Source organism: Citricoccus sp. K5 (genome assembly GCF_902506195.1).
Taxonomy (GTDB): domain Bacteria; phylum Actinomycetota; class Actinomycetes; order Actinomycetales; family Micrococcaceae; genus Citricoccus.
In genome coordinates this window covers 709,333-724,212 of the sequence record NZ_LR732817.1, presented here as the reverse complement: position 1 = coordinate 724,212, position 14,880 = coordinate 709,333, and the positions used below count along the sequence as shown (strand labels likewise).

Genomic DNA, 14,880 nt, shown 5'->3' with positions numbered 1-14,880 from the left:
TCACACGAAGGGCAGCGCGAAGACCATGTAGGCGACCGGTGCGGAGAACACGAGCGAGTCCAGCCGGTCCATGGCACCGCCGTGGCCGGGGAGCATCGACCCCATGTCCTTGATGTTCAACTCGCGCTTGATCATGGACTCGGCGAAGTCGCCCGCGGTCGCCGAGGCCACCGTCAGGAGTCCGAGCAGGCTGCCGACCCACCACGGGTGGTCCAGGAACAGATGGACCGCGGCTGTGCCCACCATCACGGAGCCGGCCACCGATCCGGCGAAGCCCTCCCAGGACTTTTTGGGACTGATCTTGGGCGCCATGGGGTGTTTGCCGAAACTGGCACCGACGATGTAGCCGAAGGTGTCATTGGAGACCACCATGAGCAGCATGCATGCCACCATGAGATTGCCCTGCGCCTGGCCCAGCAGGGCAATCGCGAAGGACAGCAGGAACGGCACCCAGAGGACGATGAAGGCGGAGGCCATCACGGACTCCCCCCGGGCGGGCAGGTCCTCGACCACCGACCAGACCAGGACCAGCAGAAGCGTACCCAGCAGGGCCAGCACCAGGGCCTCGACCCCACCGGCGAAGGCACCCAGGGGCATGGCCACAGCGCCGGCCCAGAGCGGCACTCGGGGGATGTCGAGGCCGCGCCGCGAGATGGCCTGCGCGGTCTCCGTGACTCCAAGCAGCAACAGCGCGATGACGAGGATCGCCAGCACCACCGGAAACCAGATCAACCCGACAAGGGCGCCACCGAGCAGCAGCAGGCCGACGGTGATGGCCGCCGGGAGGTTACGACCGGCCTTGGCCCGGCGTTCCCGGGCGGCCTCCTGCTCCCGCCGCTGCCGCCGGGTCACCGGTGGTTCCGGTTGCGGAACCGGCGGCAGGACCGGCTGCGAGGCAGCGGGTGCGGAGGGATCAGTCATGGTGTGGTGGGGTGCTCAGACCTCGAGGAGTTCCGTTTCCTTGCGCTTGGCCATCTCGTCGATCTCGTCCGTGAACCGACGGGTCATGGCGTCGAGTTCCTTCTCGGCGCGAGTCCCCTCGTCCTCGCCGATATCACCGTCCTTGACCATCTTGTCCAGGGTCTCCTTGGCCTTGCGGCGGGTGTTGCGCAGGGAGACCTTGTGGTCCTCAGCCTTGGTCTTGATGAGTTTGACGTACTCCTTGCGGCGCTCCTCGGTCAGATCGGGCATGACCACACGGATGACCTTGCCGTCGTTGGACGGGTTCGCGCCGACCTCGGAGTCCGAGAGGGCCTTCTCGATATTGCGCAGTGCGGACACGTCGAACGGCGTGATCAACAGGGTGCGGGCGTCAGTGGTGGTGAAGGAGGCGAGCTGCTGCAGCGGCGTGTAGGAGCCGTAGTAGTCCACCATGACCTTGGAGAAGAGCCCGGGGTTGGCCCGGCCGGTGCGGACCGAGCCGAAGTCCTCTCGGGTGGCCTCGATCGTCTTCTCCATCTGCTCAGTGGCAGCCTGAAGGGTTTCCTGCGTCACGTTGTCTCCTGGGGTTCTGGTGCGGTTGTGGTCAATCCTAGGACACCCGCTGGCGCGGCGGTCCCAGGCAGGCGTTCCGGACGGACCGGGCGGTGCAGGTCAGAGGGTGACCGTGGTGCCGATCCTCTCACCCAACAGGGCCTGGGTGACGTTGCCCTGGCCCTCCATGCCGAACACCATCATGGACAGCCCATTGTCCTTGCACATGGTCATCGCGGTCTGGTCCATCACCCGGATGTCGTTCAGCAGCGCCTCGTCATAGGTGAGGTGCTCGTACTTCCGTGCAGAGGGGTCCTTCTTCGGGTCTGCGGTGTAGACACCGTCCACGCCGGACTTGGCCATGAGCACCTCGTCGGCACCGATCTCCAGGGCACGCTGTGCGGCCACGGTGTCCGTGGAGAAGTATGGCAGGCCGGTGCCGGCCCCGAAGATCACCACGCGACCCTTCTGCATGTGACGGATGGCGCGCAGCGGGATGTAGGGCTCGGCAACCTGTTCCATGTGTATGGCGGACTGGACTCGGGTGGACACACCGGCCTGCTCCAGGAAGTCCTGTAGGGCCAGGCAGTTCATGACGGTGCCGAGCATGCCCATGTAGTCGGCACGCCGGCGGTCCATGCCGTTCTCGGAGAGCTCGGCTCCGCGGAAGAAGTTACCGCCGCCGACGACGATGGCGATCTCGACCTCTCCCCGGGCATCGGCGATCTGCTCGGCCATGCCGCGCACCGTGTCCGGATCCACGCCGACCTTGCCGCCACCGAAGACCTCACCGGAGAGCTTGAGCAGGACCCGGCGCTTCCCGGTCCGGCCGGGATTGCCGCGGGTGTCACCGGCTTGGGCCTGCTGCAGGTCCCGGGATTCGTTGAAGGACGTGGCGTCGCGGATGTCCGGAGTGGTTCGCTGGTCAGTGCTCTCCATGGGCTGGCCTCCTGGGCTCATCGGGGCTGGCGGTGGTGGCGGTGCACCACGTGAGGATGGTTCGTCGGGCAGAGCAAAGGGGGTGGCCATCCATCTTGGATGACCACCCCCTTTTCAGACTCGTCCGCTGCGCGGTCGGTCCGATCCTACCGCGTGGGCGGGGTCCCGCCGTGCGGGTCGGTCAGTTGCCGACGCGGAAGCGGGCGAAACCCGCGACGGCGGTGCCGGCGTCTGTCAGCACCTTGCCGACAGACTGCTTCGGATCCTTGGCGAACGGCTGGTCCACGAGCACGATCTCCTTGAAGAAGCCGGTCAGGCGGCCCTCCACGATCTTGGCCATGGCCTGCTCCGGCTTGCCCTCGGCGCGGGCCGTCTCGTCGGCGATGCGACGCTCGTTCTCGACGGTCTCGGCCGGCACGTCCTCGCGGGACAGATAGGTCGGGGCGAAGGCGGCGGTGTGCACGGCGACGTCGTGAGCGGCGGTCTGCGCAGCCTCGGAGTCGGCATCCACGGCCAGCAGCACGCCCACCTGGGCGGGAAGGTCCTTGGAGGTCTTGTGCAGGTAGGCGTCCACGAAGGCACCTTCCACGCGGGCGATGCGGCGGACGACGACCTTCTCGCCGAGGACAGCGCCCTCGTCGACGACGTGCTCGCCCAGGGTGCGGCCGTTGAACTCGGAGGCCAGCAGGGCCTCGAGATCGGCTGCACCGGTGGACACGGCCTGCTCCAGGACGACATTGCCCAGTTCGATGAACTTCTCGTTCTTGGCAACGAAGTCGGTCTCGCAGTTGACCTCGATCATGACGCCGGTGCCGTCCTTGACGACGGCGGCGACCAGGCCCTCGACGGCCGCACGGCCCTCGCGCTTGGTGGCGCCCTTGAGGCCCTTCACGCGGATGATCTCGATCGCCTTGTCGCTGTCGCCGTTGGCCTCGTCGAGCGCCTTCTTGACGTCCATCATTCCGGCGCCGGTGCGCTCGCGCAGGGCCTTGATGTCAGCTGCGGTGTAGTTCGCCATGCGTGGTACCCATCCTTACCTGTAGCGGGATTGTCCCGAAGTGGTGTTGTGGTGCTTGGTTCTGGTTCCCGGACCTGGTCCGGGCAGACACCGGCCGGCCCCGTGCGGGGCCGGCCGGTGGTGGATCACTTGGCCTCGGGGGCTTCTGCTGCCGGTGCCTCGGGGGCCTCTGCCGCCGGTGCCTCGGGGGCCTCTGCCGCCGGTGCCTCGGTGCCCTCGGCGGCCTCGGCCACCTCGGAGGCGTCCGCCGAAGCCGGAACGTCCTGTGCCGCCTCGACATCCGCCTGGGCGGCCTGCTCGCCCTGCGGAGAGGACATGCCGCCCGTGGCGGGGCCAGCCTCCGGAGCTGCGGCCTGCTCGGCCTGGTGCTGCTCGAGGAGCTCGCGCTCCCACTCGGCCATCGGCTCTTCAGCGGCCTGGCCGCCGGACTTGCCCTGGTTGCGGGCGATGAGGCCCTCGGCCACGGCGTCGGCAACCACGCGGGTCAGCAGGTTGACGGAGCGGATCGCGTCATCGTTGCCCGGGATCGGGTAGGTGACCTCATCGGGATCGCAGTTGGTGTCCAGGATGGCAACCACCGGGATGCCCAGCTTCTGGGCCTCGTCCACGGCGAGGTGCTCCTTCTTGGTGTCCACGATCCAGACCGCGGAGGGGGTCCGGGTCATGTTGCGGATACCACCGAGGTTGGACTCCAGCTTGGTCAGCTCGCGCTGCAGCAGGAGGAGTTCCTTCTTGGTGTGGCCGGAACCGGCAACGTCCTCGAAGTCGATCTCCTCGAGCTCCTTCATGCGCTGCACGCGCTTGGAGACCGTGGCGAAGTTGGTGAGCATGCCGCCGAGCCAACGGTGGTTGACGTAGGGCATGCCCACGCGGGTGGCCTGCTCGGCGATGGCTTCCTGACCCTGCTTCTTGGTGCCGACGAAGAGGATGGTGCCACCGTGGGCCACCGTCTCCTTGACGAATTCGAAGGCCCGGTCGATGTAGGACAGGGACTGCTGCAGGTCGATGATGTAGATGCCGTTGCGCTCGGTGAAGATGAAGCGCTTCATCTTGGGGTTCCAGCGGCGGGTCTGGTGTCCGAAGTGGACGCCGGAGTCCAGCAGCTGGCGCATGGTGACGACAGGCATGTCGCTCCTTGTATGTTGTCGGTTGACGACCGTTCCGTGGTGGTCCGGTCCCTGGCATGTCCTGCAGGCGAACCCGGCATTCCCGACGCTGACCCGTGACACCCGCTCAGCGGGTGTCCGGGACCGATGGTGGGAACCTGCCGCACCCGTGAGGGCCGGCATCAGTCATACGCGTAGTCAGTGGTGCACTCCGCACGTCATCGCTGACGGCAAGGGCACACAACTGCTGGACCAATCTTACCCCAGCCGGATCCATGCTCCGAACCGTCCGGCTTCCGGCCCGCCCTGCTGCTTCGGCCTTTCCGACCCGTGGCTCCTCTCCGTTCCGGGCCTCCGGCGGTCCCTCTCCGCTCCTCCACAGGGAACCGGTCCAGCCTGGTCGTCCACCAACAGCCCGCCCCCTCCCCCACGCACGACGCCGGCACTCCAGTCTGGAGTCATGTCACCTTGGTCCTGGCCCACCCTTCCCACCGACGGCGGACGCCGCTTCCCGCTGGTGCTGCGCCTGCTCGGCCTGGCCACCCTGGCGCTGACCGTCCCGGCCCCCGTCCCGGCCTTCGCGGAGGTAGCCGCGCCTGCCCGTGAGGTGGAGAAACCGGTTCACGGGGAGGTGGCGAGCGCCTGGGTACCACCCACCTCGGGTGCGGTCCTGCGGGCCTTCGATCCTCCCCCTGAACCGTGGGCGGCCGGCCACCGTGGCGTGGACTGGGAGTCGGCGGAGGACGAGGTCGTGGCCCCCGGGGCCGGGACGGTGCGCTTCGCCGGACCGGTGGCAGGGAGATCCGTCATCACTCTCGCCCACGCCAACGGCATGCTCTCGAGCCTGGAACCGGTCACGGTCGCGGAGCACTGGTCCGTCGGGGACCGCGTGGAAGCCGGAGAACTGCTCGGCACCGTGGGTCCGGGCCTGAGTGAAGGGGACGACGCCGGCGGAGAGGACGGTGGAGAAGACGGCGCCACCGCGGCCTCGGAGGCGGGGCACTGCCCCCAGCGTTGCGTGCACTGGGGTGTGCGCATCCCGGATGGCTGGGTGGTCGACGGCGCAGCCTGGGACCGCTACATCGATCCGCTGGTGCTGCTGGGCTGGTCCGGACCGTCCGTCCTCTGGCCACTCGAGGGCGAGCCACCCAGGTAGGGGCTGCTATGTGGAACGTGACCGCCGTTCGGCGATGTCCCGGGCCAGGTCCACGAGCGCTCGCGCGGAGGCGTCCCAGCTGAACAGGTCGGCACGCTCGGCCGCCGCCCGGGAGGCCGCGGCGAAGACCTCGGGATCCTCCAGCTCACGGACCCGGGCGGCCATCTCGACCGGCGAGGTGTCCGCCGGGTGCGCGGCCGCTCCGGCCCCGAAGGCGGAAGGCCCGAGGGGCACGAAACGTGCGGCGCCGCCGTCGGGCCCCCCGATCTCCCGGAAGATCTCCGCATCCGAGACCACCACCGGGGTACCCTGCGCCATGGCCTCGGCGAGCGGCAGGCCATAGCCCTCCGCCCGGGAGAGGGTCACGAGCGCGGTGGCTGAGCGCAACAGCTCAACGTAGTCCTCGTCCGTGGTGCCGTGGTGGAAGACCACCGCCTCCTCCTCCACACCTGCCACGCGGGCCACCTCCATGAGCTCGTGCTCCCGGTCAGCAGAGATCCGGGATAGCAGATGCAGTCGATAGCCGGGCAGGTGGGCCATGGCCCGGATGAGGGTCTGGACGTTCTTGTAGTCCATGAAGGAGCCCATGTAGACCAGCGACCGCTCCGGGGCCTGCTCGGGATCACGGGGCCGGTCCACCGGTTGCGGCGCGTTGCCGATGATGCGGATCTCACGCCGGGTGAGCCGGTGACGCCGCATCAGCGTGCGGGTGGTCTCGGAGACGGTGGCCACGGCGTCGGCCCGGTCCAGGACCAGCCGTTGGGGCCAGTACGCCAGGTGGAAGGCCCGCCAGAGCAACTTGACCGGCCCCGGCATGTCCGCCGGCGGGGTGCGGTGCTGGTAGTAGATCAGGTCATGCAGGGTCAGGATCAGTCCGTACTCCCGGCCGGCGGAGCCCATGGTCTGCATGGGAGAGAAGACGATGTCCGCCCGGTGCGGATTGAGCTGCCGGGCCAGGAACGGCTCGGCCGGGGAGGTCGGGTCCGTGACCTTCACCCACGGCAAGCCTGCCGGCAACATGTCCAGCTGGGCCTCGTTCGAGATGATCATGGTGACCTCCACCGCCGGCGCTAGGCGCGCGGCTGCGGCAATGAGGCTGGCACCGTAGCGCGAGATGCCGTCATGGAATCCGATCCGCGTATAGCGGGCGTCCATGAACAGGCGTATGGGGCGTTGTTGCGAAACACTCGTGGCTCGGGCTGCTGAAGGGACCTGGGGGGTCTCGGAAGTCTCGGGGGCTGGCACGGTTCCACGGTACCGGGCAGCAGGATCCAGGCTGGTGAGGCGCCTGAGGCATATGTCTCCCGTGAATCGTGGGACCTTGAGGTGTCAGTTCCGTAACAGTGCGATATCCTGACTCCTGGCCCGATGTCATCCGGGCGGGTAGCTCCTGACCCGCCGGTGGGCCGCCACATCCACGCCTCTTTCCCTGGGCTTTCCCTGGCCTTTCCTTGGACACGGCTTGTCCGGCGTGGGACCTGTCATGCTCGTGATTCGCACCCTGAAGGGGACCACCGTGTCTTCATCCGCTCGCCCCACCGTCCCGCTACCCCCCACGCAACGACCGTTCCGGCACCGCATTGCAGCGTTCATCGGTGCGACGGCACTGATGGTCACCGCCGCCACCGCTGGCGTGGCGGCAGACGTGATGACGGCGTCACCGGCCACGGCCGCCCAATGCTCCTCATCCAACTTCTCCGACGTCAAGAAGACCAATAAGGCTTACTACTCGGCCGTGACCTGGGCGTACTGCAACGGGATCACCATGGGCTACAGCGATGGTACCTATGGCGTGCATCAGAACATCACCCGAGCCGAGGTCGCCACCCTCCTCTTCCGACAGGTCACCCCGAAGTACGTCCAAAATGGGCAACGGTACTTCATCGACGTGCCCGCAACGGGACAGTATTATTCCGGCCCAATCACCTGGATGGCGCAGGCTGCATTGTCCACAGGGTATGCCGATCGATCCTTCGGCGTGGGCCGAGACATCACCCGCGGCGAGATGGCGGCGTTCATCTACCGATTGGCGGGGGCCACCAAGAAGGGCCCGAACTACTCCCCCTTCACGGACATGGGTTGGTCCACGTCCTTCTACCATGACGCCAGCTGGTTGCAGGCGAACGGCATCGCCCGCGGCTACGCCGACGGCACCTTCCGACCGCAGCAGAACATCACGCGCGGTGAGACCGCCATCATGCTCCAGAACGCCCACCGCTTCATCGCCCACCGGGGTGACGTCAGCACCCCCGCCATCAGCCCGTTGCCGAACCAGGCGGACAAGCCCTCCACCACAGCTCCGTCCTGGACCTCGAAGGTCGTCTCCTGGGCCACCGCCAAGGCGAAGGACCCCCGTGCGCAGTACCAGTGGGGCGGAAACGGCCCCTGGGAGTACGACTGCTCAGGTTTCACCGTAGACGCCTTCAAGGCCGCCGGACGGTCACTCCCCCGCACTGCGAGGGCCCAGCACGGCGCCGCCACGTCCTATGTGCCCGTCTCCCAGGCGAAACCCGGCGATCTCGTCTATTGGTCCAACAACGGCTCCGGATCCGGGGTCTATCACATCGCCGTGGTGATCGGGGGCGGCAAGATCGCCCACGCCCGCAACGAGAAGGAGGGCCTGTCCATCACCAGCATCAACTACAGCCCGTACAACATGCTGGGGCAGGCCGGCCGCTACTACTGAGCCAGCGCGGGTCGGGTCAGGACTTCACATCGACCTTGGGACCACCGGTCAGCGTCCCCCGCACGAGGGCAAAGGCTTCCGCCAGTGCTCGGATGGACTTGGGGCTGTCACTCTCTGCGACCTGTTCGGTGATCTTCTTCAGGAGTGCCGTAGCCGCTTCCTCGCGTGCTTCTGTGTAAGCAGACATGTGTTTCTCCGATCTGGTGGATGCCGGTCTGTCCGACTCACTCCACCGTACCTGCGGAGAGGACCACGTGATGTCCCACCATCCACCTCTGACGTGGTGCAGCCGCTCGGAACAGGACGGGTGGTAGACATGGAAGACCGTCCTAGAGGTAGGGCGTGCGGGACTTGAACCCGCGACCCAGGGATTATGAGTCCCCTGCTCTGACCAACTGAGCTAACGCCCCTCGGCGCACGGCCGAGCCGGGCGCGCAAGTGTCCATCCTAGCGGGCGGCGAGGGGCCCGATGACGGTCCGGCCGTCGTCGCGCATCCAGTGCTGACCGGTCTCGCGGCGCTCGGCACGCGTGGCGAAGCGGTACCGGAAGGTCCTCACGCGGATGAATCGCGGCGGCCGGCCGGCGCAGGGATCCTGGCGCAACAGCCGCAGCACGGCCGGGTCCGCCACCAGGAGTCGGGCCAGCAGGGTGTGGAACCAGCGCTGGTGGAGACCACTGAGCGGCAGGAACCACATCATCCAGTCCAACCGCAGGTGGTAGGGCGCCCATTGCCGCGGCCGGCGCCGCACGTCACCGGGCTTGCCCTTGAACTCGTAGGGCCGCCAATCGGCCTCTTCCTCCGGCGGATGATCCCCGGAGCCTGCCTCGGTGCCCTCGATGATGATCTCGACCCGCTGCCGGGTCACCGAACCGAAGGCTCCGTAGGCGTTGCCCAGCTGCCACCGGTTGAAGGAGGCGTTCATCAGCTGGCGGCGGGAGAACAGGTTCCGCAGGGCCGGCACGGACGCCACGATCAGGGCCGCCGATCCGGCGAGGACGATCACGGTCCAGTACACGGGGATACCGGCGGCGGACCCCTCGCTCGCGGCCCCGGACTCCAGCGCGGCGGCTGCGCCCAGGTCCGCCGGCAGCGCCGGGATGAGGCGATGCAGCACCGAGTCTCCCAGGGCAGCGGCGGCGAGGACGATGGTGGCCCAGTTCAGCCAGGCGAAGTTGCCGGTCGCCACGAGCCAGAGCTGTGTCAGGATGATGGCTCCGGCGCCGATCGAGGCCACCGGCTGGGGCAGGAAGAGCAAGAACGGCACCCCGAGCTGGGCCACGTGGTTGCCGACCACCTCGCAGCGGTGCCACCACCGGGGCTTGAGGTGTGCCTGCCGGCTGAGCGGATTCGGCATCGGCTGCGTCTGGTGGTGATAGTCCAGAGCGGTGAGGTCCCGCCATTCGGGGCCGCCGCGCATCTTGATCATCCCGGCCCCGAATTCGACGCGGAACACCAGCCAGACAATGAGGATCAGCACCGGTGCCGGCGGCGGCACCTGCTGGGAGCCGAGCAGGCCCACCGTAAATCCGGCCTCGAGCAGCAGCATCTCCCAGCCGAAGCCGTAGAACACCTGCCCGATGTTCACCACGGACAGGTACATCCCGTACAGCCCCAGGAACAGCGCGAGAGGCAGCCACGGCGGCCCGGCCTGCGGGATCCCCGCCACCAGGAGTGCGGAGACCACCATCCCGACGACGGCCAGCACCACCAGCCGGCGGTCGCTGTAGCCCCAGCGGCGAAAGAGGGTGGGCCCGCGCTGACGTCCGGCGGCCAGCAACCCCGGGGCCGGCAGCAGGCCTCGCTCGCCCAGCAGGGGACGGAACTGGTTCAGCGTGGACAGGAACGCGACGAGATACAGGGCCGCGACCCCGCGTTGCAGGATCTCCCGCGCCCATTCTCCGTCCGGGGCCGCGAGCCAGCCCGGCAGGATCTCGGTGAACCACTCCACGCGGCCGATCCTAGAGCAGTGCGCGGACCTCTTCAGCGGTTGCTCCGCGGTAGAGCATCTCGAACAGGTCGATCGTCTTCTCCTGGGAGTGCAGGACCGCCCGGTCATGGGAGGCGGTCCCCATCCGTGCCCGCTCCTGCTCGCTCGCCGTCAGCACGGCGGCCAGCTTCTCCGCCAGGTCCTGCGGGTCACCCGGCGTGAACAGGTACCCGTTGTCACCATCCGAGACCAGGTGCGGCAGCGCCAGGGCATCGGCCAGGACCACGGGGCGGGAGGCGCTCATGGCCTCCAGGGAGACCAACGACTGCAGTTCGGCCGTGCCAGGCTGGCAGAAGACATCGGCCCGCAGGTAGACCCGGTGGAGTTCGGCGTCGCTGACGTGGCCGAGGAAATGCACCCGGTCCTGGAGCCCCAGCTCGTCCACGAGGGCGCGCAGGGAGGTGCGCTGTTCGCCGTCACCCACGATCTCCAGGTGGGCGCCCACCGTGGAGGCCAGTGCGCCGATGGCGCGGATGAGCACGTCCACGTTCTTCTCCACCGCGAGGCGGCCCACGAACAGGACCGTCGGGTGCTCCCGGCGCTCGACCGTCTCCCCCGGGGCCAACTCGTACGCGGAGGAGTCGATGCCGTTGGAGATCGGCAGCACGTGGTCCAGGCCGGCGTTCTCGGCCATGGTCTTGGCCGCCAGCGCCGTGGGCGTGGTGACGGCGGCGGTCTTGCTCATCAGGCGGCCCATGTCCCGCCAGGAATTCTTGGACACGATGTCCAGGAACCACTGCGGGAACGGCAGGAAGGGCTCCAGGTTCTCCGGCATGAAGTGGTTGGTGGCGATGGTGCGGATGCGCCGCTTCTCCGCCTCCTTGATGGCGGCCTCGCCGATCATGTAGTGGCACTGCACGTGCACCACGTCCGGTCGGATCTCCTCAAGCAGGGCCCCGATGGACTGGCTGGCATGCCGGCGGAACACGAGGCGGTAGTACTCGTGGGTGGGCGCGGCCACGGACTGCAGCCGGTGGACGGTGGCCTCGTCGTTGTACTGCACGGAGTCAGGTCCGGACTCGTTGCGGGCGGCGACCACGTGGACCTCGTGGCCGCGCGCATGCAGGGCCCGGGCCAGTCGGTAGCAGAAGACGGAGGCCCCGTTGACGTCCGGCGGGTAGGTGTCCGCCGCGATGAGGACCTTCAGTTTGCGGTCGGTTGCTGCCGTCACGGGCAAGGGGCTCCTGTCTGATGGGGGGCCGGTGCCGCTCGGAACCGGACCCTACTAGTCCTCGGCCGGCGCACTGGCCGCACGGCGACGTTGTTCGCGGCGCTTGATCACGTCCGGGTGATGACGTGACAAGGCAACGACTCCGAGCGTAGCAATGGCGGCCGCCACGACCATGCATAAACCCACCCACCAGGGCAGATTCGGTTGGAGTTCACCCAACACGATGATGCCGGTGAGAACACCCACCATCGGGTCGACCACCGTCAGGCCGGCGACCACGAGGTCCGGCGGGCCGTACCGATGCGCCATCTGGACGAAATAGACGCCCAGGAGCCCGGCCAGGGCCATGATGCCCAACTGATACCACGGAATGCCGAGCAGCCCGCCGGCATCACCGCGGAGCAGGTGGATCGAGGCCAGGCGGACGAAGACCGCCACGAAGCCGAACAGCACGCCGGCGCCGAGGATGTACAGGAAGGCGCTGGGCCGGCGTCGGGATATCACCGCCACGAGGGCGAAGACGGACGTGGCGGTGAGCGCGACGATCGCCGTGAGGTGCTCCTGCCCCAGCGTGGGCGCCGGGTTCTCCTCCGTGGCGACGATGGCGATCAGCACGAAACCCGCTGAGCCCGCCACACACGCGACGATGGCCCAGATCGTGATGCGGTTGAGCTTCAGGTTTTGGATCCGGGCGTTGAGCACCGTGGTGATGACCACGGCGATGGCACCGATCGGCTGCACCACCGTCAGCGGGGCGGTGGCCAGGGCGTAGACGTTGAGGATGATCCCCAGGACCATCAGGGCGCCCCCCGCCAGCCACACGGGGGACGCAAAGAGCGTCAGGAACCCGGACCGGGGGTGGATGCGGAGATGGGCCTCGTGACGGCGGATGCCGACGGACTGGCGTTCACTGCCCAGGGCCAGACAGCAGGCGGCCACCAGGGCCGCCAGGATGGAAAGCCATTTCATGCGCGGGACCAGCTGGCCCGGTCCCGGGGGTCAATGCCCCGTTTCCGGAGTTCGCGGTGCTTGCGCACACAGCCGGCCAGGTAGTCCCCGGCAGCCCAGATGTGTCCGGCACAGCCGAGCCCCAGCAGGATGGTGGCAGCCACCGTGAGGGCGTCCTCGGCCAGCCCGGGCACCTGCCCCAGGAGCAGCAACGGCGTGCCCACGAGCAACAGTGCCGTGCGGATCTTGCCGAGTGCGGTCACCTCGAGTTCAGGGCTGCCCCGGAACAGGATGAGGGCGGTGATCCCCAGGACCAGGTCCGGGGCCAGGACGCTGACCACCAACCACAGCGGGGCGATGCCGGCGAGCACCATGGTGACCACGATGACCATGAGGGACAACCGGTCCGCCATCGGGTCGAGCCACTGGCCCACCGTGGAGATCTGGTTGAAGCGGCGGGCGATGTAGCCGTCCACCCAGTCAGTGCAGGAGAGCACCGCCAGCACGATGAAGGCGGCCAGGTACTGCTGCGTGAAGACCAGCCAGACGAAGAACGGGACCAGGCAGAACCGCGCGAGGGTGATGACGTTCGGGACGGTCCAGAACCGGTCCGTGACCACGTAGTCGATATCGTCCCGGGTGCCCGCACCGATCAAACGCATGGAGTGACTCGCGCCCGCCGTAGGCGCGGTTACTTCTTGAGCTGGCGGGCGAACACGGCGACAGCGGTGGTCGCGGCACCGAGCATCGCCAGCGGCTGCCACCGGTCTTTCACGAAATCACCGGCATCGTTGGCCTTCTGCCCGGCGCGGGCGCCGGTGTGGTGCGGAGCAGTCGGCGAGGTCGGATCCGGCTCGGCGGAGCCGGCGCCGGACGAATCGCCCTTGAACTGGGAGGTGAAGGCGGAGAACTGGGACTTGAGGTCCGTCTTCTCCTCCAGGCCCGAGCGGATGTCACCCAGGTGCTGGCGCCGCAACTGGGTGCGGCGGCGCAACTCGGCGTAGGACGGGCTCTGGACCGTGGCGTGCTGCGGGGCCTCGCCGCGCTTCTTGGCGGCCTTGTCCTCCGCGGCCGCGGCCTTGCGGCGTTCGGCGTCGCGGGCGGCGGCGACCTTCTTCTCCTCGGCCTTCTGGGCCTCGAGGCGGTCGAACTCCGCCGGGTCGAAGGCGTTGCCCTCCTTGAGATACCCCACGTCATACTTCACGCCCTGGATGGTCTCCGCGGGGACCAGCGGCATGGCCGCCTTCACGCGGAACACCCCGATCAGGAGGAAGATCAGGGCGACCAGCAGGGCACCGGCCGCCACCATGAGGGCAGAGAACCAGATGGGACGGTCCTGGGCGAAGCCGCCGATCATCGCGACGATCAGTGCCACCACCATGATGAACAGGAACACCAGGCCGACGACGGCGAGACCGACACCGATCCCGGCGGTGATCGCCTTCTTGCCCATCTGGCTCTTGACCATGGCCAGCTCGTCCTTGAGCTGCAGGGGAAGCAGGCGGCCCGCCGTGGTCACCAGGTCTGGCAACGAACTGGAGCGGGTTTGGTCCGTCACGCGGGGAGAACTCTGGTTGGCCATGTGAGTGTGCCTTCCCTGTGGTCTACGACTGGAATTCGGTGCTGTCCCGGTCCGGTCCGGGCAGGTCAAACCTACCACCGACCGTCCTTTCCCAGAGATCACCCCAGGATCGTCGCTTGACAGTTCAAGCTACGCGAGTAGGGTCGAGCTGAAGCTGGCGCCCTCTCTCCCCCTGATGAGCGGCGCCGGCTTCCTCGATCTCCGGTCGGGTCTCCCCGAGGGCGGTCATCAGGCCTCGGTGGTCCCCACGGAACGCGAGCCCAGCTCGGCGTCCAGGCGCAACAGTCCGGCGCCGTCATTGCCGATGAGCTTGATGCGGCCGATGATCTCGCTGACCGTGGCCTCTTCCTCGATCTGCTCGTCCACGAACCAGTTCAGCAGCGGGCGGGAGTCCAGGTCACCGGCGGCCTCGGTCTCGCGGTACAGGTCGCGGATGGCGTTGGAGACCTTGATCTCGTTGGCCAGGGACTCCTCAAAGATCTCCAGCGGGCTCAGGCCGGCCCGCACCACGGGGGCGTTGATCGCACCGATCTCGGCATGGTTGCCGCGGTCCACCACGTGGTCGATGAACTTGTTGGCGTGGACGATCTCCTCGTCCGCCTGGTGGCGCAGCCACGAGCCGAATCCGGTCAGGTCCTGCTCGTCCGCTTCGATGGCCAGCTGGCGGTAGGCCAGGGAGGACTCGAACTCGAGGGTGATCTGTTCGTTGAACTTCTTCAAGAGGTCTTCTGAGATCTTCATGGGACCACAGTAGAACCGCCCGAGCGCCTTGTCACCGAAGGAAAGGCTCTGCTAAAGAAGGCAAGGCTGGG

General features: G+C 67.8%; 15 protein-coding genes and 1 tRNA gene. 2 read left to right on the top strand and 14 right to left on the bottom strand.

Translation table 11 applies throughout. The features are described 5' to 3' along the window. From BOSE125_RS03120 to rpsB, 5 genes are all read right to left on the bottom strand, one after another. Entirely contained in the window at nt 1-921 is a 921-nt protein-coding gene (locus BOSE125_RS03120) for a phosphatidate cytidylyltransferase (RefSeq protein ID WP_159549790.1), read from the bottom strand. Between the two features lie 15 nt (nt 922-936). After that, a complete protein-coding gene (gene frr, locus BOSE125_RS03115; protein WP_159549787.1) occupies nt 937-1,494 on the bottom strand; it encodes a ribosome recycling factor in 558 nt (185 codons plus the stop codon). Between the two features lie 99 nt (nt 1,495-1,593). Continuing rightward, the gene (gene pyrH, locus BOSE125_RS03110) at nt 1,594-2,412 is read right to left on the bottom strand and encodes a UMP kinase (RefSeq protein WP_229672083.1); all 819 of its coding nucleotides are present in this window, start codon (nt 2,410-2,412) and stop codon (nt 1,594-1,596) included. Nucleotides 2,413-2,593: 181 nt separating this feature from the next. Beyond that, a complete protein-coding gene (gene tsf, locus BOSE125_RS03105; protein ID WP_159549784.1) occupies nt 2,594-3,430 on the bottom strand; it encodes a translation elongation factor Ts in 837 nt (278 codons plus the stop codon). Nucleotides 3,431-3,555: 125 nt separating this feature from the next. Then, nucleotides 3,556-4,557, bottom strand: a complete 1,002-nt coding sequence (rpsB, locus tag BOSE125_RS03100; RefSeq protein ID WP_159549781.1) for a 30S ribosomal protein S2 — start codon at nt 4,555-4,557, stop codon at nt 3,556-3,558. Between the two features lie 439 nt (nt 4,558-4,996). On the opposite strand from rpsB, the gene BOSE125_RS03095 reads away from it, so the two are divergent. Next, complete coding sequence (locus BOSE125_RS03095; protein WP_159549778.1) at nt 4,997-5,692, top strand: M23 family metallopeptidase; 696 nt, start codon at nt 4,997-4,999, stop codon at nt 5,690-5,692. A gap of 6 nt (nt 5,693-5,698) precedes the next feature. Here BOSE125_RS03095 and BOSE125_RS03090 read toward each other — a convergent pair whose 3' ends face one another. Next, nucleotides 5,699-6,847 (bottom strand): glycosyltransferase, encoded by a 1,149-nt coding sequence (locus tag BOSE125_RS03090; protein ID WP_201301126.1) that lies wholly within the window; start codon nt 6,845-6,847, stop codon nt 5,699-5,701. A 361-nt stretch (nt 6,848-7,208) separates the two neighbouring features. Here BOSE125_RS03090 and BOSE125_RS03085 point away from each other — a divergent pair, with 361 nt between their 5' ends. Further along, the gene (locus BOSE125_RS03085) at nt 7,209-8,378 is read left to right on the top strand and encodes an S-layer homology domain-containing protein (RefSeq protein ID WP_159549775.1); all 1,170 of its coding nucleotides are present in this window, start codon (nt 7,209-7,211) and stop codon (nt 8,376-8,378) included. Between the two features lie 16 nt (nt 8,379-8,394). Here BOSE125_RS03085 and BOSE125_RS03080 read toward each other — a convergent pair whose 3' ends face one another. The 8 genes from BOSE125_RS03080 to BOSE125_RS03045 form a co-directional block, all read right to left on the bottom strand. Then, nucleotides 8,395-8,565, bottom strand: coding sequence for a hypothetical protein (locus BOSE125_RS03080; RefSeq protein ID WP_159549772.1), 171 nt, complete (start codon nt 8,563-8,565; stop codon nt 8,395-8,397). 149 nt (nt 8,566-8,714) lie between these two features. Further along, nucleotides 8,715-8,788: transfer RNA gene (locus tag BOSE125_RS03075), tRNA-Ile, on the bottom strand. A gap of 37 nt (nt 8,789-8,825) precedes the next feature. Next, the gene (locus BOSE125_RS03070) at nt 8,826-10,328 is read right to left on the bottom strand and encodes a lipase maturation factor family protein (RefSeq protein ID WP_236557790.1); all 1,503 of its coding nucleotides are present in this window, start codon (nt 10,326-10,328) and stop codon (nt 8,826-8,828) included. 10 nt (nt 10,329-10,338) lie between these two features. Beyond that, complete coding sequence (locus tag BOSE125_RS03065) at nt 10,339-11,538, bottom strand: glycosyltransferase (RefSeq protein ID WP_159549766.1); 1,200 nt, start codon at nt 11,536-11,538, stop codon at nt 10,339-10,341. A 54-nt stretch (nt 11,539-11,592) separates the two neighbouring features. Then, nucleotides 11,593-12,507 (bottom strand): DMT family transporter, encoded by a 915-nt coding sequence (locus tag BOSE125_RS03060; protein WP_159549763.1) that lies wholly within the window; start codon nt 12,505-12,507, stop codon nt 11,593-11,595. After that, a complete protein-coding gene (locus BOSE125_RS03055; RefSeq protein ID WP_159549760.1) occupies nt 12,504-13,148 on the bottom strand; it encodes a CDP-alcohol phosphatidyltransferase family protein in 645 nt (214 codons plus the stop codon). Before BOSE125_RS03055 ends, BOSE125_RS03060 begins: the two co-directional genes overlap by 4 nt. 29 nt (nt 13,149-13,177) lie before the next feature. Next, the gene (locus BOSE125_RS03050; protein WP_236557789.1) at nt 13,178-14,044 is read right to left on the bottom strand and encodes a phage holin family protein; all 867 of its coding nucleotides are present in this window, start codon (nt 14,042-14,044) and stop codon (nt 13,178-13,180) included. Nucleotides 14,045-14,296: 252 nt separating this feature from the next. Beyond that, a complete protein-coding gene (locus BOSE125_RS03045; RefSeq protein ID WP_159549756.1) occupies nt 14,297-14,809 on the bottom strand; it encodes a ferritin in 513 nt (170 codons plus the stop codon). Nucleotides 14,810-14,880: the final 71 nt, after the last annotated feature.